The sequence below is a fragment of the Pseudoalteromonas sp. APM04 genome (genome assembly GCF_022809815.1).
In the GTDB taxonomy this organism is placed as follows: Bacteria; Pseudomonadota; Gammaproteobacteria; order Enterobacterales; family Alteromonadaceae; genus Pseudoalteromonas; species Pseudoalteromonas marina.
This window is the reverse complement of sequence record NZ_CP094441.1, coordinates 931,038-955,506: the sequence shown is the minus strand read 5'-3', so window position 1 is coordinate 955,506 and position 24,469 is coordinate 931,038. Positions and strand designations below refer to the sequence as shown.

The following is a 24,469-nucleotide window of genomic DNA, read 5'->3' as shown; positions in this document are numbered from 1 at the left end:
TTTATGCGTCCACTAGGCTTGGCCGTTCAACACGATAAGCTTCTAACTTTAGCTCAATGTTCATTGGGCTTTGGCCATCGCTGATTGCAATTATCCCTTCTGCAAGCATTTCGTGGTAAAGCATCTTTTCTTCTACACGTTGCTTGAGCTTATGTGCCATTGGCAAAAATAATAAATTAGCTAACCCCACCCCATAAATCGTTGCAATAAAGGCTGTTGCAACCCCAGCGCCAAGCAATTGCGGATCGGTAATAAAAGACATAGCCTGAATGAGCCCAAGAACAGCTCCTAAAATACCGATGGTAGGGCTATAACCGCCCATTGCTTCGTATACACGGGCAGCTTCAAGCAAACGCTCACGCTCCAGCATTAAATCTATTTCAAGCGTATCACGTAGCCTCTGCTCTGAACCGCCATCAACAAGTAAACTCAGCCCTTTTGCTGCATATACATCTGAGTGAGTTAGGGCTTCATCCTCTAATGCCAAATATCCTTCTTGTCTCGCTTTATGAGACCAACGTTTAACTTGCTCAATTGCATCATCAATATTGTAATTGGGAGTCACAAATACCCAGTGACTCATTCTAAGCATTTTTTTAAAGGTACTAGCAGACGTTTGCAGCATTACAGCGCCTACTGTCCCACCTAGTACTATAATGAGCGCAGGGCCATTAAAAAGGGCGGCAATAACACCACCTTCTAAATGATAGCCAATTGCTATAGCACTTAGTGCAACAATTAAACCAAGTACAGAAAGCTTATCCACAACCGGTTTCGCTTTTTATCCGCGTTGCAATATCGTCAAGCGCTAAACTCTCACTTGAAAGTCCCGCATTAGCAACAGCTTGTGGCATACCATAAACAACACAGCTTTTTTCATCTTGTGCCCAAATAGTGGCGCCAGTTTGTTTTAACATTCTTGCGCCATCTCTACCATCAGCCCCCATGCCGGTTAAAATAATAGCTAAAACATCTCCCTGATAAGCTTTTGCAATACTTGCAAATGTAACGTCAACACTGGGTTTATAAGTGATTCGTTCGCTATTGTCTTCAAAAACGCGCAATGTTTTAGAACCACCTCGACCTTCAACCATCATTTGTTGCCCGCCAGGAGCCAAATAGGCAGTTCCAGGATCAAGACGATCACCTTGCTGTGCTTCTTTTACTTTTATTTTGCACAATCCATTTAAACGAGCTGCAAATGCCGGTGTAAAAGCAGCAGGCATATGCTGGATAAGTAAAATGGGATGCGGAAAATTAGCGGGTAATTGCGTAAGCACATTTTGTAAAGCAACAGGACCACCAGTAGATGTACCGATAGCCACAAGCTTGTATTGCTTGCCACTTGCACGAGTTGGTACGTTGTTTTGTGTTTTTGTTAATGTCGATGCGGTTGTTGAACGCTGAAAACTTCTATCTGGTTGCCTGATTGAAGACGCAGTATTACTGATTTTATCAGGCACAGAGCGTGCCGCTGGTTTCTGGTGTGTTATTGGCTTAAAGGCTCTAGGAATACGCTTATTACCAATTTCTTTGACTTTAGCTTGAAGGAGCTTTATCGCATCTTCATTATTACGTGCAATATCTTCAAACTTTTTAGGTAAAAAATCCATCGCTCCAGCATCAAGCGCATCAAGTGTTGCTGTTGCGCCAGCACGGGTTAAAGAGGAAAACATTAATATTGGCGTGGGGTTATTTGCCATTATCTCTTTAACAGCACTGATACCATCAAGCACAGGCATTTCTACATCCATCGTGATCATATCAGGACGAAGCTGAGCCGTTTTTTCTACAGCCTCTCTGCCATTAATGGCAAAACCTATAACTTGTATATCGCTGTCTTGTTCAAGGATTTCGCTTACTCTACGACGAAAAAAGCTTGAATCATCAACAACTAAAACTTTTACGGCCATTTAGCTCTCTTATTAAATTTATACGTAGGCACACATCTTATGTGTACCTACTTTATGATTTAGCCAGCGTAGTGTTTTAACATATTTGGAACATCTAAAATTAGTGCAATTCCACCATCTGATGTAATAGTTGCGCCTGCCATACCTGGGGTACCCTGCAAAAGAGCATCAAGAGGTTTAATTACAACTTCTTCTTGACCTATTAAAGAATCAACTACAAAACCAACCTGCTGAGTACCTATTTGAACAATAACAACATGACCTTGCGCTTTGCGCTGAGTGCGATCTGCTCCTTTAACTAACCAATGCTCAAGATAAAATAGCGGTATCGCTTTCTTACGTACAATAATAGTTAGTTGACCATCAACTACATTTGTTTTGGTTAGATCTAAATGGAATATTTCACTTACACCAGCTAATGGTAATGCAAATGTTTGTTCGCCAACTACAACCATCAAGGTTGGTAATATCGCAAGTGTTAACGGTACTTTTATTTCTAAAATTGTACCAACACCTAGCTCTGACTGAATACTCACTGAGCCATTAAGTTGAGTGATTTTAGTTTTTACAACATCCATTCCCACACCACGCCCTGAGATGTCAGAGATCTCTTCTTTGGTAGAAAATCCTGGTGCAAAGATTAAATTGTACGCCTCGGTATCCGATAAACGGCTCGCCTGGTCGTGATCTAAAACGCCTTTACTGATTGCTATTTTTTTGAGCTTTTCAGCATCCATACCCGCACCATCATCTTTGATGGTAAGCAAAATATGGTCTCCCTCTTGAGACGCTGAAAGTGTAACATTACCCGTCCGAGGTTTGCCTGCTGCTTCACGAGCTGCTGGCATCTCTATTCCGTGGTCAACTGAGTTTCTAACTAAGTGAACAAGCGGGTCTGCAAGTGCCTCAACCAAGTTTTTATCTAAATCAGTTTCTTCACCAACAAGCTGTAAACTAATATCTTTATTTAAGCTTCGTGCTAAGTCACGAACAACGCGAGGGAAGCGGCCAAATACCTTTTTAATTGGCTGCATTCGCGTTTGCATTACTGCGCCTTGGATATCAGCCGTCACAACATCTAAGTTAGAAATGGCTTTGCCCATTGCTTCACTTTCTGAGTTAGTGGCTAAACTTACCAATCTGTTACGAACAAGTACAAGCTCACCCACCATATTCATTATTTGGTCTAGGCGTTTTGTGTCAACTCGGACTGTTGTTTCTGCTTGCGGAGGAGCTGGCTTTTTCACAGCTGCAGGCGCTGGAGCTGCTTTTTCTGCAGGCTTTTGCACTGGTTTTGGCGCAGCGGCTTTTACAGGTTCAGGCTTTTTGACAGGCTCACTTACCTTAGCCACAGGTTTAGCAGCGGGCTTCGGCTCTGAAGCTGCAGGGCTCTCTATTGATTTAGGGGCACCTGATCCATGAAGTTCGTCAAGCAATGCTTCAAACTCATCATCGCTAATTTCATCATCGCTAGAATCACTTGCAGGTGAACGTGTTGAAGGCGTTGCAGAGCTTTCTGCAGAATTATTACTTGCTGTTTGCTCTTTTACAGGCTCACTGGCCGCAACAGCACCAAAGCTTCCAACGCCATGAAGTTCATCAAGTAAGTTGTCAAACTCATCATCTGTAATGTCTCCACTGACATCACTACTACTGGACGCGCTTTCAGCTACAGGGCTTTGACCTTTTCCATGTAATTCGTCTAGTAAGTTTTCAAATTCATCTTCTGTTATTTCGTCAATCTGAGTTTCATCATCGCTTTGTTCAACTGTTCCACCGCTAAATAGCTCGTCAAATGCAAACGGATCTTCTTCATCAGTTCCTGAGGCTTCCTCGGCAACTGGGGCATCAATAACCTCGGCTTGAGGTTCTTCAGTTGAATCAACTGGTGAGTCACCAGCAAGCTCTTCTTCTGTTGGAGGTAAACCTAGTTTATGAAGGGTTTCAAGAAGTTCGGGATCAGCGGGTTCTGGTTTGTCACGATTTTGAATGGTAGCAAACATCTCGTTAATCGTATCGAGAGCTTGTAAAATTACGTCCATCAACTCCGAATTAACCGTTCGTACGCCTTGCCTAAGCAGGTCGAACACATTCTCTGCGCCATGACATGCGTCAACGAGCTCGGTCATAGCTAAAAACCCAGCACCACCTTTTACAGTGTGAAACCCTCTAAATATGGCATTGAGTAATTCGGTGTCCTCTGGATTGTTTTCCAGCTCAACTAACTGTTCAGATAAAAGCTCTAGGATTTCTCCTGCCTCTACAAGAAAGTCTTGTAAAATATCTTCATCGACTTCAAACATGCAGTTACTCTCCTCTTAGAAGCCCAAACTTGATAAAAGATCATCGACTTCATCTTGATCAGATACAACATCATTACGTGATTCTTTATCAATAATAGGGCCTTCTGGACCTGCTAAAGTTTGTTCGTCTAATGGTTCATTTGTTTTTTGTTGTTCTATTTTTTCGGCTTTACTTTCGCTTTGATCAGCGAAGGCTGTCAAAAGATGAATTAAGCTTTCTTCAACTTCTCTAACAAGCTCAATAACTCGGCGAATAACTTGTCCGGTTAAATCTTGATAGTCTTGTGCCATAAGTACATTAGTCATCAAACTTTGCAGCTCATCGGTTTTATGATGAGAATTGTTCATAAACTTATCAATGCTGTGGCATAACGATTTAAACTCCCCTAACTCAATCTCTCGATTCATTAGGCGATCCCATGTCGGTTTGATATGAGATATTTCGTCTGCCAACTGTTGAGCAATTGGTAGGCTAGCCTCAACAGCATCCATTGTTTTATTCGCGGCATTTTCTGTCATTTCTATAACATAATTGAGCCGTTTTTTTGCATCTGGAATAGCATCGGTAGTTAAGTCAGATAAGCGAGTGTCTAGCTCAAAGCTTTTTAAAGCTTCATGCAATTGACGGGTTAACTTTCCAACCTCAGCAAATATTTCAGATTGCTCCTTAGAAGCGGTATCTAAAATTAACTGATTGGCTTTGTCTTGCTCACCGTTTTCTAGAAAAACAACGAGCTGACGAGCTTGTTCTAAAGTTATTTGAGGCGCAGCAAGTGCTGACATAAGCCTCTCCCCCTATCATTAGCCTAAACGTTCAAATACTTTTTCTAATTTAGTTTTGAGTGTTCCAGCAGTAAATGGCTTAACGATATAACCATTAACACCTGCCTGTGCTGCCGCTATAATTTGTTCTTTTTTAGCTTCAGCCGTTACCATCAATACTGGAATGTGTTTAAGCTTATCATCCGCACGTATTGCTCTTAGTAGGTCTATACCCTGCATTCCTGGCATATTCCAATCGGTAACAACAAAATCAAATACTTGATTTTGTAGCATTGGCAAAGCGGTTGACCCATCGTCTGCTTCTTGAACATTAGTGAAACCTAAGTCACGCAACAGATTTTTAATAATACGTCTCATTGTTGAAAAATCGTCAACAACCAGAATTTTCATGTTTTTATCCAAAACATCCCCCAGTGAGGTCTTAACCTTGTTTACTTACTACTAATTTATCCAGTCATTGATTTTAGCTTTAAGCTTAATCATCGCCTGACCATGTATTTGACTTACACGCGATTCACTTACATCGAGTATATGCCCTATTTCTTTTAAATTCATTTCATCGTTATAGTACAAAGACAGCACCATTGCATCACGTTCTGGTAAAGATTTTATTGCACCTAATAGAGACTCGTTAAACCGCTCATTTTTAACATTATTAAACGGTTTGTCTAGCGCTAAATCTTGGCCCACTGGACTGATGGCATCTTCATCAACACCAAGGTCTTCAATACCGAGTACTTTACTTGCATTTACATCGTTTAAGATATGATGGTACTCATTTAACGAAATTTCAAGTTTTTCAGCAACTTCTATATCTGTTGGCTCACGGTTTAAGCTTTTTTCTAAAAAAGCAATTGTTTCGGCCACCAAACGGCTTTTACGATGTACTGAACGGGGTGCCCAATCGCCACGTCGCATCTCGTCAAGCATTGCCCCACGAATACGAATCCCCGCAAAAGTTTCAAAGCTAGCCCCTTTGGTTGCATCAAAACTTTTAGATGCTTCAATCAGACCTATCATTCCTGATTGTATTAAATCGTCCAGCTGCACGCTGGCTGGTAAACGCGCTATAAGATGACATGCCACTTTTTTGACAAGTGATGCATGTTTTTCAACAATCACATTTAAGTTTTGTGCTGATTGATATCCCATAACTTTATTCACCAATGTTGTCATAATTAGCCGTTTACTAGTTTCTCTATGAAAAACTCCAGATGACCTGATGGTTGATTAGGTATTGGCCATTTAACTGCTTTTGTTGCTAACGCTTGAAAAGCAAGTGCCGCCGGCGAATTAGGAAAAAGCTCTACAATAACTTTTTGGCGACGCGTTGCTTTGCGCATATTTTCGTCGTAGGGAACCGTTGCGACCAGGTCCATTGATACATCTAAAAAACGATCGGTCACTTTGGAAAGTTTAGCAAATAACTCTTGCCCTTCACGCATACTACGGACCATATTTGCAACAATTTTAAATTTGTATACACCATGCTCGCGACTCAACACTTTAATGAGCGCGTAAGCATCTGTAATCGATGTGGGCTCGTCGCATACAACAACCATGACGTCTTGTGCCGCGCGAGAAAAACTCAGCACCATGTCTGAAATACCTGCGGCTGTATCGACAATTAAAATATCAAATTCTGTATTTAATTCACTAAAAGCCCGTATAAGTCCCGCGTGCTCTGAAGGCGATAATTCAACCATACTTTGAGAGCCTGACGTTGCGGGTACAATCTTTATACCTGCGGGGCCTTCAACTAAAATTTCATCAAGTTCACATTCACCAGATAAAACATGTGATAAGTTACGTTCAACACGTAGTCCTAGCATAACGTCACAGTTTGCTAAGCCTAAATCGGCATCAAGAACCAACACTCTGTTACCTTGCTGGCCTAATGCAATTGCAGTATTCAGAGAAACATTTGTTTTTCCTACTCCACCTTTACCGCCAGTGACAGCGATAACTTTTACGCCGTTGTTATTGTTTTGACTCATTTTGCGCAGGCCACTTGCTTGATCTAATACTGTGTTAATCATACATCCCTACTGTGCTTGGCGCCACTGCTTGGTGCCTTGAATGTTGTACTTTTGCTCTTTTTAAATAGAGTTGCTCAGCCTTTTTAACTAGTTTTTCAGCATTTGCAACTCGAATATCTTCTGGTACTCGTTGACCGTTAGTAAGATACCCTATTGGAAGGCGATTTTGAATCGCTATACTAATAATCTCACCTAAACTTAAAGATTCGTCTAATTTGGTGAATATACAACCACTTAACTGCACTTTTTTAAAGTGCCTAACGGTTTCTTGCAACACATGTATTTGCGATGTTGCGCTGAGCACTAAATAACTGCGAATATCAACACGCTGATTACGCATTAGCGTATTAAGTTGCTCTGTTAAGCGCAAGTCGCGTTGGCTCATACCCGCAGTATCAATTAATACTAGTCGTTTATTTCGTAAATGATATAAAACTTCAGCTAATTCATTAGCATCTTTAACTTGCTTTACACCACAACCTATAATTCGGCCATAAGTGGCGAGTTGCTCATAAGCACCAATTCTGTATGTGTCTGTTGTGATTAAAGCGACTTTGTCTGCACCGTATTTTTGTGCGCCAAGCGCAGCTAATTTAGCAACGGTTGTTGTTTTGCCAACACCCGTTGGGCCGACTAAGGCGTATACACCGCCTTGACGTAAAATCTCGTTGTTGGTTGTCTGCATCTGATCTTCAACCATTGTTAAAAGTGCTTTCCAACCTTGCTGGCGAGATACATCGTCAGGTACAAAGCACGCCATTTGCTCAGCAACATCTTTATCTATTCCCATACCGACTAAACGATCAATCATGCATGCACGAGTAGGATCGCGTCTTGCCATGTCTTGTTGCATAAGCCCTGACACTTGATGTTCTAACAATTGACGAATGGCATTCATTTCGTCACGCATTGACGAAATTTGCTCACTTTCAGTATGCTTAGTTTCTTCGCGAGGTGTCACTGGACTGTCAAGATCATCAAAACCACTTTCTAAATCATCAAATCCAAGGCTGTCTGCTTGTGTTTGCGGACGCGCTGAAGCTTGACGTTCATTAATGAATATAGGACGAGGACGCTGCTCTTGAACTGGCTCTTGGTAGTTGTCTGTAGTATCAATACCTGATTGAGAAAACATAGAAGCCAATTCTGCAGAACGAGGGCGTGGGGCTTGACGCTCTAATAATGCCTGAAGACTATCGGCTACTTTCGCTTGTGGCTCTGGTTTAGCGCGAAGAGGCTCTGGTTTTACAAAATTATGCACTGGCTGTGTTTTTGTTGAGCTTTGTGCTGGAGCGCTAAGTGCTTGCTCTTTTTTAGGGGCTGCTTTGTCATAATCTACTGCTGCTACAATTTCTACACCGTTAGCTAGTTTTTTATTTGACATAATAACCGCATCAACACCTAATTCGTCTTTAACTTCTTTAAGTACTGTGCGCATATCTTTAGCAAAAAAACGTTTTATTTTCATGATTCAACCCCTTTAAAATCTTATTGTTGGCCAACAGAGCTGACTATCTTGATCTGTCTTTCATCTGGTACCTCTTGATAAGACATCACCCTTAAACCCGGGATGGTGTACTTAACAAAACGAGATAACACAGTGCGTAACATTCCCGACGTTAGCAATATTGAAGGTTCACCGGACATTTCTTGATTTTGATGCGCTTCATTTAGTGACACTTGAAGTCGCTCTGCAAGTCCTGGCTCTATACCGGCACCTTCGTCGCCTGCATTTTGTAGTGACTGATGCAACATCTGTTCCAACTCAGGCGCCAAGGTTATGACAGGGATTTCTGAAGACATGCCTACAGCGTCTTGAACGATTAATCGACGTAATGAAATACGTACTGCAGCCGTTAGCACATCAGGGTCTTGGCTACGTGGCCCATACTCAACAAGGGTTTGTACAATTGAGCGCATATCACGAATTGCAACGCCCTCATTAAGTAGATTTTGTAGTACTTTTACTATCACAGTTAACGGTAATACGTCAGGGACTAAACCTTCAACTAAGCGAGGGTGGCTTTTACCTAACATATCTAATAAGTTCTGTACTTCCTCGTGACCTAACAGCAGTGCTGCGCTGTTAGTAAGCAACTGGCTAATGTGTGTAGCCACAACTGTAGCTGAATCTACCACGGTATAGCCAAGCGATTGTGCTTCGTCTTTTTGATCTGGTTTTATCCATACCGCATCAAGCCCAAAAGCAGGGTCTTTAGTTTCAACCCCTTTAATTGGCCCAAATACTTGACCTGGATTTATTGCTAACTCATCACCATGCTTGAGTTCACCTTCACCGGTAGATACCCCCATAAGCGTAATTCTGTATGCATTAGGGTCAAGCTCTAAGTTATCGCGAATATGTACGGGTGGAACTAAAAAACCCAGCTCTTGAGAGAGCTTTTTACGAACACCCTTAATACGATTTAGCAGCTCTCCGCCTTGAGACTGGTCAACCAAAGGAATTAATCTGTAGCCCACTTCTAAGCCAATTACATCTACTTGCTGAACGTCATCCCAGCCAAGTTCTTTCTGCTCTTGCTTGTTGGCAACGCCCGTACCAGCAGTTCCATTTGCAGCAGCCTCGGCTTCTGCTGCAGCCACTTTTAATTTACTTTGTTGAGTGTAGTAAGCTAAATAACCTAATAATGCACCTAGGCTTAAAAATGCTAAATGAGGCATGCCAGGCACTAAGCCCATGGTAATTAAGATGCCAGAGGCTATAAATAAAGATTTTTCGTTGCCAAGTTGTTTCTTAAACTGGTCGCCCATATTGAGAGACTCGTTTTGGCGTGTTACTACAATTGCGGTACCAATTGATAGTAGTAATGAGGGGAGCTGAGCCACCAAGCCATCACCAATCGTAAGGAGTGTGTAAACTTCCATAGCTTGGCCAAAGCTTAAGTCATGCTGGATCATGCCAACAAATAGGCCACCAACAATGTTAATAATTAAAATGACGATACCAGCAATAGCATCACCTTTTACAAACTTACTTGCACCATCCATTGAACCATAAAAATCGGCCTCGCGGGTTACTTCTTCTCGGCGATCGCGCGCTTGCTCGGCACTAATAAACCCTGCGTTTAAATCAGCGTCAATTGCCATTTGCTTACCAGGCATTGCATCAAGTGTAAAACGTGCAGATACCTCAGAAATACGCCCTGCACCTTTAGTGATTACTACAAAGTTAATAATAATCAGAATTAAAAATACCACTAAACCAACAGCATAATTGCCGCCAATCACAACTGAGCCAAAGGCTTCTATTACCTTCCCCGCAGCATCTCCACCATTATGTCCCTCTAAAAGTACAACTCGTGTACTGGCTACGTTGAGTGCTAAACGCATAATTGTGGCGATAAGCAACACGGCCGGAAACATACCAAACTCAACGGGTTTCATGGTGTAAACCGTGACGAGTAGTACCACCAACGCTAACGCAATATTGAATGAAAAAAGGATATCAAGTAAAAATGGCGGTAACGGTAAAATGACCATTCCCAAAGCTGCAAGCACAAGTAAAGGCGTACCTACGCCTTTTGCATATTCTTTTTTATCTGCATTAAGTTGTTGTAATACCGCTTTAAAACTCATAATTCTACAATTTCAAAAAATTGACACTACGTAGAATTAGCAATAACTATTCCAAGTTAATAAAGGAGTAATATTAATACCTGTAGGCATCAGGAATGGGGAGCTTTTTATTAAGCTTAGTCGGGCGTTTTCCGCGACCTTTATTGAAGCGTTTTAGCTGAAAAACATAAGCTAGCACCTGTGCAACGGCAGTAAACAGTTGATCAGGAATTTGTTCTCCTACTTCTGCGGTATGATAAAGCGCTCGAGTAAGCATTGGCGACTCAACAATGGGTACATCATTGCCGTTTGCCACCTTTCGAATTTGCATAGCCAGTTCATCCACGCCTTTAGCAAGCACTATAGGTGCTCCTGCTCGCTCAGTGTCGTATTTAAGAGCAACAGAATAATGCGTTGGGTTGGTAACAACTACATCGGCATCGGGCACGTCTTGCATCATTCTTTTTTGAGACATTTGTCTCTGAGTTTGCCTAATACGCGCTTTTATTTGAGGGTCACCTTCAGAGTTTTTGTACTCATCTTTTACTTCTTGCAGTGTCATTTTTAACTGCTTATGGTGAGTATGACTTTGATACGGGGCATCGATTGCTGCAATAATTACCAATGTGCACGACAATGCTAAAAACATCCACGAGAGGATTTCGAGCGCATGGATAATATTATTAGGTGCAGACTCAATACTTAAGTGTAATATTTCGTCAAAAAAAGTATTAATTAAAAAAAAGGCAAAACTTGCGACCACTAAAAACTTTAAAATAGCTTTAGTAAGCTCTACTGCAGCTTGTGGGCCAAACATGCGTTTAAAGCCTTTAAATGGAGACATTTTGCTTGCTTTAGGAGCGGCTGCTTGCCAACTAAAATTAAAGCCACCCAGTAAAGTATTACCTATAATGCCCGCAAATAAAATAATGAATACAAACATAGCCATAGGAAAAATAAGCGCGTCGGCAACACTGGACCAAACCGCAAACATTTTAGTGGTGTCGTAGGTTTCATTTCGATTAAGACTGAGCATTCTGCCCATAATATTGTATAACCCCTTACCAATTTCAGGGCCGTACATTAACAATGAAATAGCTGAAAATATAAGAACAAACATGGTGCCTAATTCTTTTGAACGAGCAACCTGCCCTTTCTTTTTAGACTCTTCTATTTTTTTCCCTGTGGGTTCTTCTGTTTTTTCTTGACCTGAATCTTCAGCCATAACACACTCCTAAGGTGAACAACCAACTAAGGTACACATTAGTTCGATCATTTTAAGCCACTGAAATTCAAATTGCAGGATGAAGTTGCCCAGTGTTGCCCAAATAATGACAAGCCCTGCTACAAGAGTGAATGGAAAACCAATAGCAAAAATATTTAACTGAGGCGCCGCACGGGTCATAATACCAAATGAAATATTAATAACTAGCATTGCTGTCAATGGTGCAAGTGAGAGCACTAAAGCCGTTGTAAACATCCAACCGCCCCACGTTACAATATCCCAGTAATGATCTACTGACCACCAATTACCATCAATTGGCAGTACCTCAAAGCTATGTACAACCATCTGTATCATCATTAAATGGCCGTTGAATACAAAAAATAATAGTGTTGCTAAAATAAGAAAAAACTGACCAACAGCCGGAACGCTGGCTCCATTTGAGGGGTCAATGACAGAAGCAAAACCTAAACCGGTTTGCATAGCAAGTATCTGACCTGCCAATACGAAGGTATTGAGTAACAAGGTAGAAGCAAAGCCAATCGCTATTCCAATAAGCATTTGCTGTATGACCACTAAAATCATTTCAAACGAAAACAAGTTAGTAAATGTAGCTGGAGGAAGAACAGGCACAACCAACAGAGTCACGACCACTGATAAACCCAGCTTTATACGTGTTGGCACATTTTTAGCGCCTAACCCCGCCATTATCATAATCATGGAACTAATACGTACCAAAGGTAGTAAAAAGTCGCTCAACCATTGAATGACAACTGAAAACGGGTACTCCACTTGCTAACCTGCAATTTCGGGAATGAGCAACACCAACCGGGTAAAAAAGTCCATAAGTTCTTGTGTAAACCAGTGACCACCAACAATTAATGCACTTATAGTAATTAGCAAACGCGGTAAAAAACTCAACGTTTGTTCATTGATAGACGTAGCCGCTTGAAACACCGCCACCACTAGGCCAATAATTAAACCTGGAACAACAATAGCCGATACTAATTTAATAACTAAAAACAGTGCATCGCTAAGAATATCAACAAAAATTTCTGGTTCCATGCTGTAATCCTATCTTTTAGTTACATTCAAAAAATACATACTATGTGCCTAAACCAAAGCTTTTGGCGAGGGTTCCCATCACTAAGCTCCAGCCATCAACAAGTACAAACAGCATTATTTTAAAGGGTAAGGAAACAATCATAGGGGAGAGCATCATCATACCCATAGCCATGAGTACAGACGCAACAACTAAGTCGACGATTAAAAAAGGTATAAAAAACATGAATCCTATGATGAACGCAGTTTGCAGTTCGCTTGTTACAAATGCGGGTATAAGAACTATAAGCGGAGTTTCTTCAGGTGACTCTAGCTTGTCGTAGCCTGCTATTTTGGCAAATGTTTCTAAGTCTTTTAAACGAACCTGCGAGAGCATAAATGCTTTCATTGGCTCTTTTGCAAGCTCCAATGCTTGTACCGACGTAACTTGCTCATTTAAATAAGGCTCTATGGCTACGTCATTAACCTTTTGATAAATAGGCGCCATGATAAAAATACTTAAAAATAAAGACATGCCCAACAGTACTTGATTAGAGGGCGTTTGCTGCAAACCAATTGCTTGGCGTAAAATTGCGAGTACAACAATAATACGTGTAAAAGACGTCATCATGATTATGGCTGCCGGTATAAAACTCAGCGCCGTCATAATGGCTAAAACTTGCAATGTCACCGAGTAATCTTGTGTGCCATCTGCGTTTGTTGTGATAGTAAGCGCATCAATACCTTCAGCGCTTACGCTTGGAACAAACACAATGGCAAAAATAATTAGCAGCCACTTAGTCATAGGTTCAGTTCTTTTTATTTTGTTTCGATTTGGGGTTTAACAGTTTACTAAATTGCTTAGCAAGTTCTGGGATTTCTTTTTCACTCAGTGGTGATTCTAATTTATGAAGGTAATTAATACTGTGCGGCGTGACGCCTAATAAATGCTGCGCATTATCAATTTCTACCACCATTAAGCGTTCGCGTGAGCCTAAGGGAAGACTTCGAACCACTTTAAATTCATCACTGTTTGCCAAATTAGGATTAAGTTTTTTTACAAAAATAGCCAGAACAACAATGAGCACTAGCACCACAATAAGCGAAAGCACCATAGAAATTAAATCGCCCGTAGGCGTAACTGACTCTGTTTTTGTAAATACAGACGCTGTTAGCGCAAAAAAGGCACTCATCGTAACTTTTTGATCCGCTCTACTTGGCTGATAACATCCGTTAGACGAATACCAAACTTGTCATTTACCACGACCACTTCACCGTGAGCAATTAAGGTACCATTAACCAATACATCTAATGGCTCACCAGCAACACGATCAAGCTCAACTACAGAGCCTTGGTTAAGTTGTAGCAAATTACGAATATTAATTTTTGAACGTCCAACTTCCATCGATATGGTCACTGGGATGTCTAAAATTGTATCGAGCTTGCGCTTTTCTTCGCCTGTTATTTCGCTTTTTTCATCACTTAATTCATCAAGTTCGGCAACTTGCGCTTCGCCAGCATCATCACCACCTTCAGCCTCAGCAAGTGCGGCTGCCCATTCGTCCATTGTGTCTTGATCATCGCTCATACGTTTAACCTTTTAATCAATTACCAGTCTAAGTCTACACCGTCTGAAAGGTGTAAATCTTCTTCTAATTCTGCTAACTCTGCATCTGAGTCAATTTTCTTGCCGCCTTTGGTAAATACATGCAGCTCAGATTTAACTGAATCAGGACGTTTAATTTTTTCGCTAATTTGCAACGCAACATTATCACGAGAGCGGCCCATTTTAGCTCTAAACGTGGGTAGTTCTTCTACAAATACAGTTATATGCTCTGGCATTTCAACAGGAATAATATCACCTGCTTTAAGCTCCATTATTTGTTGAAGTGTTAAGTCAACTTCTAAAAGCTGAGTTGACATGTCAACCTCAACATCCATTATTTCATCTCGTAATGCCTTACTCCAACGTAAGTCGGTATCTTCAGTATCTGACTGAACACCCGCATCCAATAGTTCCCTTATTGGTTCGAGCATTGAATATGGCAAAGCAATATGAAAATCACCGCCGCCACCATCGAGTTCAATATGAAAAGAGCTAATAACCACAACTTCAGTCGGGCTCACAATATTAGCCATTGCGGGGTTTACCTCTGAATCGAGGTACTCAAACGACACGTCCATTACCGGTGCCCATGCCTCTTTATAATCTTCAAAGATTATTTTTAGCAACATTTGCACAATTCGGCGCTCTGTTGGGGTAAATTCACGGCCTTCAATTTTTGCGTGGTAACGGCCATCCCCGCCAAAAAAATTATCCACCAAAATGAATACTAACCGTGCTTCCATGGTGATCAGGCCGGTACCCTTTAAAGGTCTGAAACGCACCATATTTAAGCTTGTTGGTACAAATAAAGTGTGAACATACTCACCAAACTTTATCATTTGAACGCCATTAATAGACACCTCCGCTGTCCGGCGCATCATATTAAATAGGCTAATTCGCATATGGCGAGCAAAACGCTCATTAACAATTTCCAGCGTCGGCATGCGACCACGTACGATTCGATCTTGCGAAGAAAAATCGTACTGAAGCGTACTTCCCCCGCCATCTTCACCATCGTTTATATCTTCCTCTTCAACGTCATCAACACCATGTAATAGCGCATCAATTTCGTCTTGGGATAATAAGTCGCTCACGCTAACCCCTTATTGCATTACAAAGCCGGTAAATAATACCCGCTCAATTACTTTGCTGCCTTCAACGTCATTTAAGGCAGTTTGCACTGTCTCTAGCGCAGTAAAACGCAGAGTTTCTTTACCTGCACTGGTACTAAGCTCGTCAGCAGTAGTGGTCGAAAATACACTGAGTAACTTACCTTCAATCAGCGGAATATGCTTTTTAGCTGTTTCTTCATTTACCTCACCACGTACCAAAAGTTGTACTTTAATTTGTACAATTCTATCTCGGCTCGAGCCCGGAACGTTAAAAACAAAAGGTCTTGGCATCGCAACATAAAGCGCACTGCCTATTTCTGCAGATGACCCAGAAGCTTCTGGCGCTTCTTCTGAAAGGGTCGTTTCTTCATCTAATGTTTCAACAGGCTCATCCGAGCCCGACATTAAAAAGAACCCCGCAGCACCACCTACAACGAGCAGTACTGCTGCAATAATAATTATCAGCTTTTTTTTACTTTTTGGCGCTTCTTCTATTTCTAAACTTGTTTCTTCAGCCATCATGATTCCTTATATCGCAAAGGTATTTGCTTGTTTTAGTTATTATAATAGCAGTAGTTAGGCATAGTAATCTATTGATGATGATGTTTGTTGCTCAGAAGTTTGTTCTGGGCTATTTGATGGCTCATCACTTTCACTATTTGCAGCTCCATTTTTGGCTAATTGCTCACCCGCCCCCGATTCATTTTGCTCAGCATTTTCACCACCTGATTGGCCATATGAAATAGTGCTTTCACCAAGTTCCAATCCCTGTTGCGCTAACATTTCGCGTAAGCGAGGCATAGATTGTTCGAGTGCTTCTTTGGCCTGCTGGTTTTGTACCACAAAGTTAATTTGTGCTTGTTCTGCATCGCTACGAACTCGTATTTGCATGCTGCCCATCTCAGGTGGATCAAGACGAATTTCAGCCTCTTTGTTATTAATGCTTAGCATTGAACTAACGCGCTCTTGTAGTAACTTGGCCGCGTCACTTTTAACTATATTAATCGCCTGCATCACACCAGGATCAATACTTACCTGCTTTGTCTGTGCTGTACTTTGTAACTGCTGATTTTGAATAGCTTGTTGATCCAACAAGCCCATTTCATAATCAACCGAATCATAATAGCTTTGGGCACTGGTTTGGGTTGTATTTAAAGCATTAGTTATATGGTGAAACACCTGCATAACTTTAGCGGGTGACTGCTCAGCCGTGGTATTTTTTAGCCCCTCTTTTTGCAATTGCTCAAGCGCTTTTGTAAGCTCTTCATCACTAGTAGGCTGTGCTGCTAATTTAGTTGGATCAGCGCTATTTTCAGAGCCTGATTTCACACTCACTTTTTGTGGTCTGTTTACCGTATTTGGTGTTTGCGAAGCTACAAAAGTAACTGGTTTTGTTATCTCTTCACCTTTTACCGGTAAGGTAACCACTTTGTCTATTTGAGATTCATTTGTTTGCGGCAATTTTTGTGAGTCATTTACAGCTTTTTGCGATATCGTAAATTTAGTGTCTGATGATTGATTCGCATCTTTCGCAACCAACACTTTTAGCTCACCAATCGCTTGCTTAATAGTCGCTAACTGTTCACCTTTTGGTTGCTCGGCTTTAATAAAGGCATTTAATTGAGTCAGTAATGCCTGCTTTTCGGTCCCTGAAAGCGTATTAAACTGCTCACTGGCTGACGACTTAACGTCAGTGCTTTGTGTCTGTTTATTATCCGTTATAAATTGGGTAAGCATTTGCTTTAAAACCGTCAATTTTTCAGCTTTGCTTGATGCGTCAAGCATTACTGGTTTAATTTCAGTCTGTAATTTTGTTAGCTGCTCAGGCGTTAGGCTTGCTAATACTTTATCTGTTTTAAATGCATTTACATCTTTAGCAATGAGTGCATTTATCGCGTCTGCTTTTTCAGTTTCAGTTATGTTTGAGTTGGGTAACATTAATGCATTTTCATCTTTAGCAATGAGTGTATTTATCGCGTCTGCTTTCTCAGTTTCAGTTATGTTTGAGTTGGGTAACGTTGCTGTGAGCGTATTTTCTGTTAGTTCCGCAACTGTATTTTTAGCTGTGGTATTTTGAGCTAAAGTGTTGACGTTAACTTTACCGCTATTCTCTAATGTGCTTTGAGTAGTATCTATTTTATCAACATCCGTTTTTAAAATAGTCTGATCAGAATTGACACTCACGTCAGAGAGTACTGAACTTTGTGAAGCTGTTATTTTATCCGTAAAAATGCCTTTTTTAGTATCTGCTTCATTATCTTTTGTATCAAAGCCCTGAGTTATACTTTGCACTTCTGCAGGGTGTTTAACTTTATCCGATTTTATATTTAGTTCTGCTTCAACAGCCTGAGCAAGAGACGTTTTATTTTGTCTTTGTGAATTTGACGAGTCATTAATATCTACATCATTTACTATACTTGCCACACCGCTTGCGTTGTTATCAGTAAGTGTTGCATGTGGTCTTATTATTTTACCTACTTCATCTTTAACAGGTAAATCTTTTGCTGGCACAGCAACATAGCCTTTAACCGGCAGTTTCTCTTTTAAATCAGCAATAACAAGCGGTGTTTTATTTGTTGATGTATCTGCAAGGTTTATATCTTTTGCTTTTTCACTTGGCTTTGTAACCTCAGTGTTCATTAGTTGAGATGAATTGATCTGCTCCAGAATATCGCTTCCAGACAAATTTATTTGGGCTATGTCTTCATCATCAGAATCACTTTTTAATTTTTTATTAGTAACTGATGAGGAATCTGCTGAGGCGGCAGATAAAGTATCTGCTTCAGGCTTATTAATCTCTTTTTTTGTTGGCTCAAATGTAGTGTGGGCGTCTTGCAACTGAGTAAAAAACTCAGTTCCTGATTCATCAGAAGAATCGGCTAAGCTACTGTCTTTAAATGCTAAAAAAGACTCTTTATCAGCCGAAATTGAAACAGAAATATCATTCATCGCCATAAGTCACCTAATACGGTTACGGCAACATGTCACCGCACATTGCCCAAAATTAAATACCACCCATTAACAAAGCAATAAACGTGCCTAACTTAAGAAAGTTTGCGACGCTGAAAAAATTGATTGGATGTGAACTCATCCAGCATTTTTTGCTCGTTTTTAGCTACCACAGCTGCTGCTTTTATTTTTTGATTTTCAATCAATTTAGCCACTGCTTTAGCCTTTATTTGCTGTTTTAGCCACAACGTTTTTCGCTGTGAAACAACTTGCTTTGCCGTATTTACAGTACTTGCTTGTTGCCGAATAGCCTCTTCAATTTTTGCTATAAACGCATGATACTGCCCAAAACCAGCGCTTGATAAACCTGATTGACCTTTTAAATGTAACTGTTGAGAGTATTCAAGCCTAAAGTCATTTAAACCCTGAAGTTTTTGCTGGTTTGCTTGCAGGTTTTGATTAGCTTGCAAATAACTCATACGTAAACTTTCTTCTTTGTCGCTTTCAAGTTTTAGCAGCAAGTCAAATTTGTTTTTAGCCATTACCCTTGACCTAATAATTGGGCTAGCCCTTGCAGCCCATCGTCATAACTTATCACATCACGCATACCTTGCTGTAAAAACCCGTTTACTCTTGGCATCATATTTATTGCTTGGTCGAGCATGGGATCAGTGCCCTTTTGATAGGCGCCTAATGTGATCATGTCTTTATTTTGTTGGTACATTGAATACACTTGTTTAAGTACTCGCGCTTGTTGCATATGAGGCTCTGAAACCACTTGGGGCATAACACGTGAAATAGATTTTTCGATATCTATTGCTGGATAATGGCCGCTGTCGGCTAACTCACGAGAAAGTACAATATGGCCGTCTAGTATGGCGCGTGCAGCGTCTGCAATTGGGTCTTGCATATCATCGCCTTCACTTAACACGGTGAAAAAGGCTGTTATAGCACCTTGCCCTTCCCCCCCATTACCAGCTCGTTCAACTAAGGCTGGTAGTTTTGCAAAAACCGATGGTGGGTATCCTTTTGTTGCCGGTGGTTCTCCAACTGCTAAAGCAATTTCACGCTGAGCCATTGCGTAGCGAGTTACTGAATCGAGTAGCAGTAACACATTTAAACCTTGGTCTCTAAAATATTCGGCAATGGTCACTGCACTTTCACAACCTTTTAAACGCATTAATGGCGATGAATCGGCGGGTGCTGCAACAACAACAGAACGTTTACGCCCTTCTTCTCCAAGAATTTCTTCAATAAACTCTTTGACCTCACGACCACGTTCACCAACCAAACCAACTACAATGACATCGGCTTCGCTGCCCCTAGTCATCATTCCTAGCAGTACAGACTTACCTACACCAGAGCCTGCAAATAAGCCCATACGCTGACCTTGCCCTACGGTGATCACTGAATTAATAGCACGCACCCCAACGTCCATTGGCTGGCTGATCGGACGTCTGGCTAAAGGGTTAATCGTATTTTGAGCAAACTTTAAATAATGTTCAGCGTTTATTTTACCAAGTCCGTCGAGTGGACGCCCTAAGCCATCAACTACACGCCCTAGTAGGCTCATTCCTACAGGTAACCCCAAATTATTTACTTGGGGTATTACTCGGGCACCTGGCAGTACGCCAGAAATATGATCATTAGGCATTAAATATAAGGTTTGGTCGTTAAAACCAACAATTTCTGCGTCAACAAAACCGTTCATGGTTTCGATTTTACATTGACTACCAACAGGTGCCCTCAGACCTTTTGCCTCTAAGGTAAGGCCAACAACACGCGTTAATATACCCGCTACTGCAGGTGTGTAGGGCTTAATGTTTTGTTGATATTGCGACAAGCGTTCGCTCAAAGAAGCAATTTGCACAGACATAGTACGCCTAAAAAATATTTAGATATTACTATTATGCAAAAAACTATCCAACGTTTCTTTGACGCGTGTTTTTAAAGTCATATCGAGAGAAGATTGCGCGGTTTTCACCTCACATCCACCTCTTTCAAGCGTGGGTTCGGGAACTAATTGCCAGTTATTGTCTGCTATAGTTTGCTCGCCATAGCTATCTTTTATAATGTCTAAATCGGTTGGGTTTAGATGCACTTTTACTTTTTCTTGTTGCGCATTTAACGAATCAATACTGTGTTTTAATGTATGTAAAATAACATCTGGCGATGTTTGTACTTCTTGGTATATAACTGCTTCAGCCAACATGCTAGCTAATTGAATAAGTTGCAACTCGGCTTGTTCATCCACTTTTTTTAGCGGTGAATTAAGTGCTTCTAAAATACCTTTAAGGCTAATTAGTTGCTCTTCAATAATCGGTTTTATATCTTCTTGGCCTTGAGTTTTACCGAGCTCTAGCCCCTCTTTATAACCAGCTTCTTTTCCCTCACTAACGCCTTTTTCAAAGCCGTCAATGTAGCCTTGTTCATGACCTTGTTTAAGGCCTTCTTCATAAGCATCTTGTCTAATGCGTTCAAGCTCAACCATAGTAAGCTTTGGCAGCTCGGGCTCTTCGGGCTCTTCGGTCGGCATTTCTTCGGCAAGCTCTTTTTTATAAAGCTCGCCCAATGGGGTGCCATAGGCTGTTGAGCGGTTACCAAAGCTTTTTTCGTTAGGTGCTACATCGGGAATCGCCCAATGTTTTAATAATTCATCAGCTTCTTCAGCTCGAAGTGGACGCCCTTTGAGTTTGCTCATGGCTTACAAGAACTCCTCACCACCACCACCGCCTAACTGAATTTCACCCGAATCAGATAAACGACGTGCCGTTGATAAAATTTCTTTTTGGGCAGCTTCAACTTCGCTAATACGTACAGGCGCCATTGCTTCTAAATCATCAGCCAGCATATCGGCAGCACGCTTAGACATATTACCCAGTATTTTGTCTTTCAGACCGTCGTCTGCACCTTTGATTGCTTTCATTAATACATCTTGTTGTACTTCTCGTAGAATGGCTTGAATACCCCGGTCATCCACATCCATTAAGTTTTCAAATACAAACATAAGATCCTGAATTTGCTGAGACATCTCTTCGTCATGTTCACGAATAGAATCCATTAGCTGCCCTTCTACGTTTGTATCTAGGTAGTTCATAATGTCTGCCGCGGCTTTTAAACCACCCATTTTCGCAGCTTGTGCCCCTGCTTGTCCGGCAAATTGTTTTTCCATAATTTCGTTAAGTTCTTGCAGTGCGGCTGGTTGCACTTCTTCAAGGTTGGCGATTCGCATGGTTAAATCAAGACGTACTTTCTCTGGGAACTGCGCAATAATTTCTGCAGACTGCTCAGGCTCTAAGTAAGATAATACAATCGTTTGTATTTGGGGGTGTTCATTACGAATAATATTCGCCACCTGCTTAGAGTCCATCCATTTGAGAGAATCAAGACCTTTAGCCCCAGACCCCATAACAATTTGATCAATAAGGCTGGCCGCTTTATCTTCACCCAATGCAGCGGTAAGCGCCTTTTTAATAAAGTCTTCTGACTGAAATCCGATAGTACTGAAGCTTTGAATTTGCTCAATAAATAAGTTGTGAACCGCACTTATTTTAGCCTGTGACAGGTCGTCTAACGCCGCCATTGCCATACCCACTTTTTGCACCTGCTTAGGCTCTAAGTGTTTTAGGATTTGCGCTGCATCTTCTTCTGATAGGCTCAACAGTAATATTGCGGCTTTATCTACGCCATCGAGCTTATCAACATCAAACGCTGGCGGTAATTGTTTTTGTTCTTGATCAGTCATCTTCTGTTAACCACGCTTTCACTACTTGTGATGATAGTTCTGGTTCATTGGCTACAAGAGCACGAATTGCTTTGAGTAAGTCTTCGTCGCCATGTAAATCTGGTAACTGCAGTGTACCATCGCTTGAGAAACCAATTGAAGCAGAATCAAAGTCTTTGTTTAGCATATCCAACGTGCTATCGCCAATATCTACACCTGCACTTAAGGCATCTTCGTCATACTCTTCAAGTGTATCGTCTGGATAAATTAAGCGTTTAAGCATCGGTTTAACTACCGCCATTATCAGTACAATAATAACGAGGGCACCCAGTACCAAGCGGATTATTTTCATAAACCAGTCTTGTTCCCAAAGCGGCACACTAATATCAAAATCAGTTGCTTCGCGAACAAACGGAACCGTCACCACTTCAAGTGCATCACCACGCTGCATGTCAAAACCAACGCCACCTTGTAATAAACGACGAATATTTGACAGTTCTTCCACTGAGCGCGGTGTCATTGTGGTTTCACCGTTTTCACCTACTTTTGGAATGTAGTCAACGGCCACCGACACGCTTATTCTGCGTATCACACCTGTTTGCTGGCGCTTATGTGAGATAGTTGTATCTAACTCATAGTTACGCGTCGCTTCTTTATGCGTTCTTGATGGTGAAGTTGCACTACCTGCGCCACCTTGTCCTGCAACTTCAGGGATATTAGAGTTTACTGGAGGCTGATTCGTCAGTGCACCAGGTATACCGACTGCTAAACCACCTATATTATTTTCTTCGAATGTGGTTTCGCTTCTTACTGCTGGTAAATCTGGGTTGTAGCGTTTTTGCGTCTCCTCAACAGCACTAAAGTCCATACTTAAATCAACTTGTGCAGTGTAGTTTGCAAGCCCTACAACAGGTATTAAAATACTGTCTATTTTTTCAAGATATTCTTGTTCACGCTTACGCTCTATGTCGTACTCTTTACGTGAACGTGCAGCAAGCGATGTTTGCGAGCCTGAATTTAGTAGGCGACCATTTTGATCCGTTACTGTTACACGAGCCGGCTCTAAACCTTGTACAGCCGATGCAACCATATCAACCACTGAGTCGACTTCTTCGCTATCTAGCGAACGCCCACGCTTAAGAGTAAGTACAACAGTTGCTGAAGGCTTTTTCTCTCTGCGCGCAAATACATTTTCTTTTGGAATGGCAAGCAATACACGTGCACGCGTAATATTATTGAGCTCTTCAATTGTGCGCGCTAACTGTTGTTCTCGGCCATGCTTTAAGCGTTCACGCTCTAAACGCTGACTTACACCAAACCCCATGTCTTGCATAATAATATCTGAACCCGATGTAGGGCCTTGCTCTAGCCCTTCACGAGTCATTAAAAGTTTAATATTTTGATACTCAGTTTCAGGGACGAGCACTACATTTCCATCTACTTGGTATTCAATTTTTTGTGCGTCTAAAAAGTCGAGCGTTTCAATAAGCTCTTCTGTCTGCATTTTACCAAGTGGGCGCATATCTGGCTGACGTGCCCAAATAATAATAAATATAGCAATCGCTAAACAAATGCCTAAAGCAATGACTAAAGTTACTTGGCGCAATAAATCAACGCCATTTAGCGAACTTAAGTAGCCTGATTTCTGTTCTTGTTGATCGTCGCTATCGCTTTGGTCCATTTCACCAGTAGCAAGAGCCAGATCGGTTGATTGATTAGATTGCGCCACAATAATTCTCCACTACCTAGTTAAACAGGCATGTTCATGATTTCTTTGTAAGCTTCGACAAGTTTATTACGAACCTGCACTGTCGCTTCAAATGCAACTGACGACTTTTGAGAAGCAATCATTGCTTCAGCCAAAGACACGCTTCTGTCGCCTGTTTCTACCGCCACTACTTTTTGTTTAGCGTCTTGCTGCAAACCGTGCACAGTATTAATTGCATCCGATAGCATATCGCCAAATTGAGCGGTTGATGAGGCTTGTGTTTTTACTGGCAGTCTTTCGATTTGATTATTACGGCCAGCCTCTAAAGCCATTGATTGCATTTCTTGAAATACAGCGCTGTTTTGAATTTTCATAATTTGTCTCTGACAATGCAGTTAACTCTTAACATGAATAAAGCACAAAGCATGCCAAAAAATTAAATTAATAATTTCAATGAGTTGGAAGGAATTTGACAAGTCAGAGTTTTGACAGC

The 24,469-nt window shown here is 41.2% G+C and carries 24 protein-coding genes; all 24 read right to left on the bottom strand.

From position 1 onward, the window contains the following. Position 1: 1 nt before the first annotated feature. Positions 2-766, bottom strand: coding sequence for a flagellar motor protein (locus tag MTP24_RS04500; RefSeq protein ID WP_243532973.1), 765 nt, complete (start codon positions 764-766; stop codon positions 2-4). Further along, on the bottom strand, positions 759-1,913 hold the full coding sequence (locus tag MTP24_RS04495; RefSeq protein ID WP_243532971.1) for a chemotaxis response regulator protein-glutamate methylesterase: 1,155 nt from the start codon (positions 1,911-1,913) through the stop codon (positions 759-761). The genes MTP24_RS04500 and MTP24_RS04495 overlap by 8 nt, the downstream gene beginning before the upstream one ends. A gap of 59 nt (positions 1,914-1,972) precedes the next feature. After that, complete coding sequence (locus MTP24_RS04490; RefSeq protein ID WP_243532969.1) at positions 1,973-4,216, bottom strand: chemotaxis protein CheA; 2,244 nt, start codon at positions 4,214-4,216, stop codon at positions 1,973-1,975. Between the two features lie 15 nt (positions 4,217-4,231). Next, complete coding sequence (locus MTP24_RS04485) at positions 4,232-4,999, bottom strand: protein phosphatase CheZ (protein WP_006792756.1); 768 nt, start codon at positions 4,997-4,999, stop codon at positions 4,232-4,234. An 18-nt stretch (positions 5,000-5,017) separates the two neighbouring features. Continuing rightward, positions 5,018-5,401 carry a chemotaxis response regulator CheY gene (gene cheY, locus MTP24_RS04480; RefSeq protein ID WP_008132609.1) on the bottom strand — a complete coding sequence of 128 codons (384 nt, stop codon included), beginning with the start codon at positions 5,399-5,401 and terminating at the stop codon, positions 5,018-5,020. A 39-nt stretch (positions 5,402-5,440) separates the two neighbouring features. Next, positions 5,441-6,151 carry an RNA polymerase sigma factor FliA gene (locus MTP24_RS04475; RefSeq protein WP_008132612.1) on the bottom strand — a complete coding sequence of 237 codons (711 nt, stop codon included), beginning with the start codon at positions 6,149-6,151 and terminating at the stop codon, positions 5,441-5,443. A 26-nt stretch (positions 6,152-6,177) separates the two neighbouring features. After that, on the bottom strand, positions 6,178-7,038 hold the full coding sequence (locus tag MTP24_RS04470; protein ID WP_006792753.1) for a MinD/ParA family protein: 861 nt from the start codon (positions 7,036-7,038) through the stop codon (positions 6,178-6,180). After that, a complete protein-coding gene (flhF, locus tag MTP24_RS04465) occupies positions 7,031-8,506 on the bottom strand; it encodes a flagellar biosynthesis protein FlhF (RefSeq protein WP_243532967.1) in 1,476 nt (491 codons plus the stop codon). Before flhF ends, MTP24_RS04470 begins: the two co-directional genes overlap by 8 nt. A gap of 20 nt (positions 8,507-8,526) precedes the next feature. Beyond that, positions 8,527-10,635 (bottom strand): flagellar biosynthesis protein FlhA, encoded by a 2,109-nt coding sequence (gene flhA, locus MTP24_RS04460; RefSeq protein ID WP_006792751.1) that lies wholly within the window; start codon positions 10,633-10,635, stop codon positions 8,527-8,529. A gap of 73 nt (positions 10,636-10,708) precedes the next feature. Then, on the bottom strand, positions 10,709-11,839 hold the full coding sequence (gene flhB / locus MTP24_RS04455; protein WP_010555918.1) for a flagellar biosynthesis protein FlhB: 1,131 nt from the start codon (positions 11,837-11,839) through the stop codon (positions 10,709-10,711). Positions 11,840-11,848: 9 nt separating this feature from the next. Beyond that, positions 11,849-12,628 (bottom strand): flagellar biosynthetic protein FliR, encoded by a 780-nt coding sequence (fliR, locus tag MTP24_RS04450; protein WP_006792749.1) that lies wholly within the window; start codon positions 12,626-12,628, stop codon positions 11,849-11,851. A gap of 3 nt (positions 12,629-12,631) precedes the next feature. Then, positions 12,632-12,901, bottom strand: a complete 270-nt coding sequence (locus MTP24_RS04445) for a flagellar biosynthetic protein FliQ (protein ID WP_006792748.1) — start codon at positions 12,899-12,901, stop codon at positions 12,632-12,634. Between the two features lie 40 nt (positions 12,902-12,941). Continuing rightward, positions 12,942-13,682 carry a flagellar type III secretion system pore protein FliP gene (gene fliP, locus MTP24_RS04440; RefSeq protein ID WP_006792747.1) on the bottom strand — a complete coding sequence of 247 codons (741 nt, stop codon included), beginning with the start codon at positions 13,680-13,682 and terminating at the stop codon, positions 12,942-12,944. Between the two features lie 4 nt (positions 13,683-13,686). Beyond that, positions 13,687-14,070, bottom strand: coding sequence for a flagellar biosynthetic protein FliO (gene fliO, locus MTP24_RS04435; RefSeq protein WP_006792746.1), 384 nt, complete (start codon positions 14,068-14,070; stop codon positions 13,687-13,689). Continuing rightward, positions 14,067-14,465 carry a flagellar motor switch protein FliN gene (gene fliN, locus MTP24_RS04430; protein ID WP_006792745.1) on the bottom strand — a complete coding sequence of 133 codons (399 nt, stop codon included), beginning with the start codon at positions 14,463-14,465 and terminating at the stop codon, positions 14,067-14,069. The genes fliO and fliN overlap by 4 nt, the downstream gene beginning before the upstream one ends. 20 nt (positions 14,466-14,485) lie before the next feature. Beyond that, positions 14,486-15,577, bottom strand: a complete 1,092-nt coding sequence (fliM, locus tag MTP24_RS04425) for a flagellar motor switch protein FliM (protein ID WP_010555915.1) — start codon at positions 15,575-15,577, stop codon at positions 14,486-14,488. Positions 15,578-15,586: 9 nt separating this feature from the next. Further along, positions 15,587-16,114 (bottom strand): flagellar basal body-associated protein FliL, encoded by a 528-nt coding sequence (fliL, locus tag MTP24_RS04420; protein ID WP_008132626.1) that lies wholly within the window; start codon positions 16,112-16,114, stop codon positions 15,587-15,589. A gap of 57 nt (positions 16,115-16,171) precedes the next feature. Beyond that, on the bottom strand, positions 16,172-18,550 hold the full coding sequence (locus tag MTP24_RS04415) for a flagellar hook-length control protein FliK (RefSeq protein WP_243532964.1): 2,379 nt from the start codon (positions 18,548-18,550) through the stop codon (positions 16,172-16,174). 89 nt (positions 18,551-18,639) lie between these two features. Then, on the bottom strand, positions 18,640-19,086 hold the full coding sequence (gene fliJ / locus MTP24_RS04410; protein ID WP_006792740.1) for a flagellar export protein FliJ: 447 nt from the start codon (positions 19,084-19,086) through the stop codon (positions 18,640-18,642). Further along, the gene (gene fliI, locus MTP24_RS04405) at positions 19,086-20,420 is read right to left on the bottom strand and encodes a flagellar protein export ATPase FliI (protein WP_006792739.1); all 1,335 of its coding nucleotides are present in this window, start codon (positions 20,418-20,420) and stop codon (positions 19,086-19,088) included. The genes fliJ and fliI overlap by 1 nt, the downstream gene beginning before the upstream one ends. An 18-nt stretch (positions 20,421-20,438) precedes the next feature. Beyond that, complete coding sequence (gene fliH, locus MTP24_RS04400; protein ID WP_243532962.1) at positions 20,439-21,245, bottom strand: flagellar assembly protein FliH; 807 nt, start codon at positions 21,243-21,245, stop codon at positions 20,439-20,441. 3 nt (positions 21,246-21,248) lie between these two features. Continuing rightward, positions 21,249-22,289 (bottom strand): flagellar motor switch protein FliG, encoded by a 1,041-nt coding sequence (fliG, locus tag MTP24_RS04395; RefSeq protein WP_058403503.1) that lies wholly within the window; start codon positions 22,287-22,289, stop codon positions 21,249-21,251. Beyond that, complete coding sequence (gene fliF, locus MTP24_RS04390) at positions 22,282-23,997, bottom strand: flagellar basal-body MS-ring/collar protein FliF (RefSeq protein ID WP_008132632.1); 1,716 nt, start codon at positions 23,995-23,997, stop codon at positions 22,282-22,284. Before fliF ends, fliG begins: the two co-directional genes overlap by 8 nt. A gap of 20 nt (positions 23,998-24,017) precedes the next feature. Next, positions 24,018-24,350: a flagellar hook-basal body complex protein FliE gene (gene fliE / locus MTP24_RS04385; RefSeq protein WP_008132633.1), complete on the bottom strand. Its 333-nt coding sequence runs from the start codon at positions 24,348-24,350 to the stop codon at positions 24,018-24,020. Positions 24,351-24,469 lie beyond the last annotated feature (119 nt).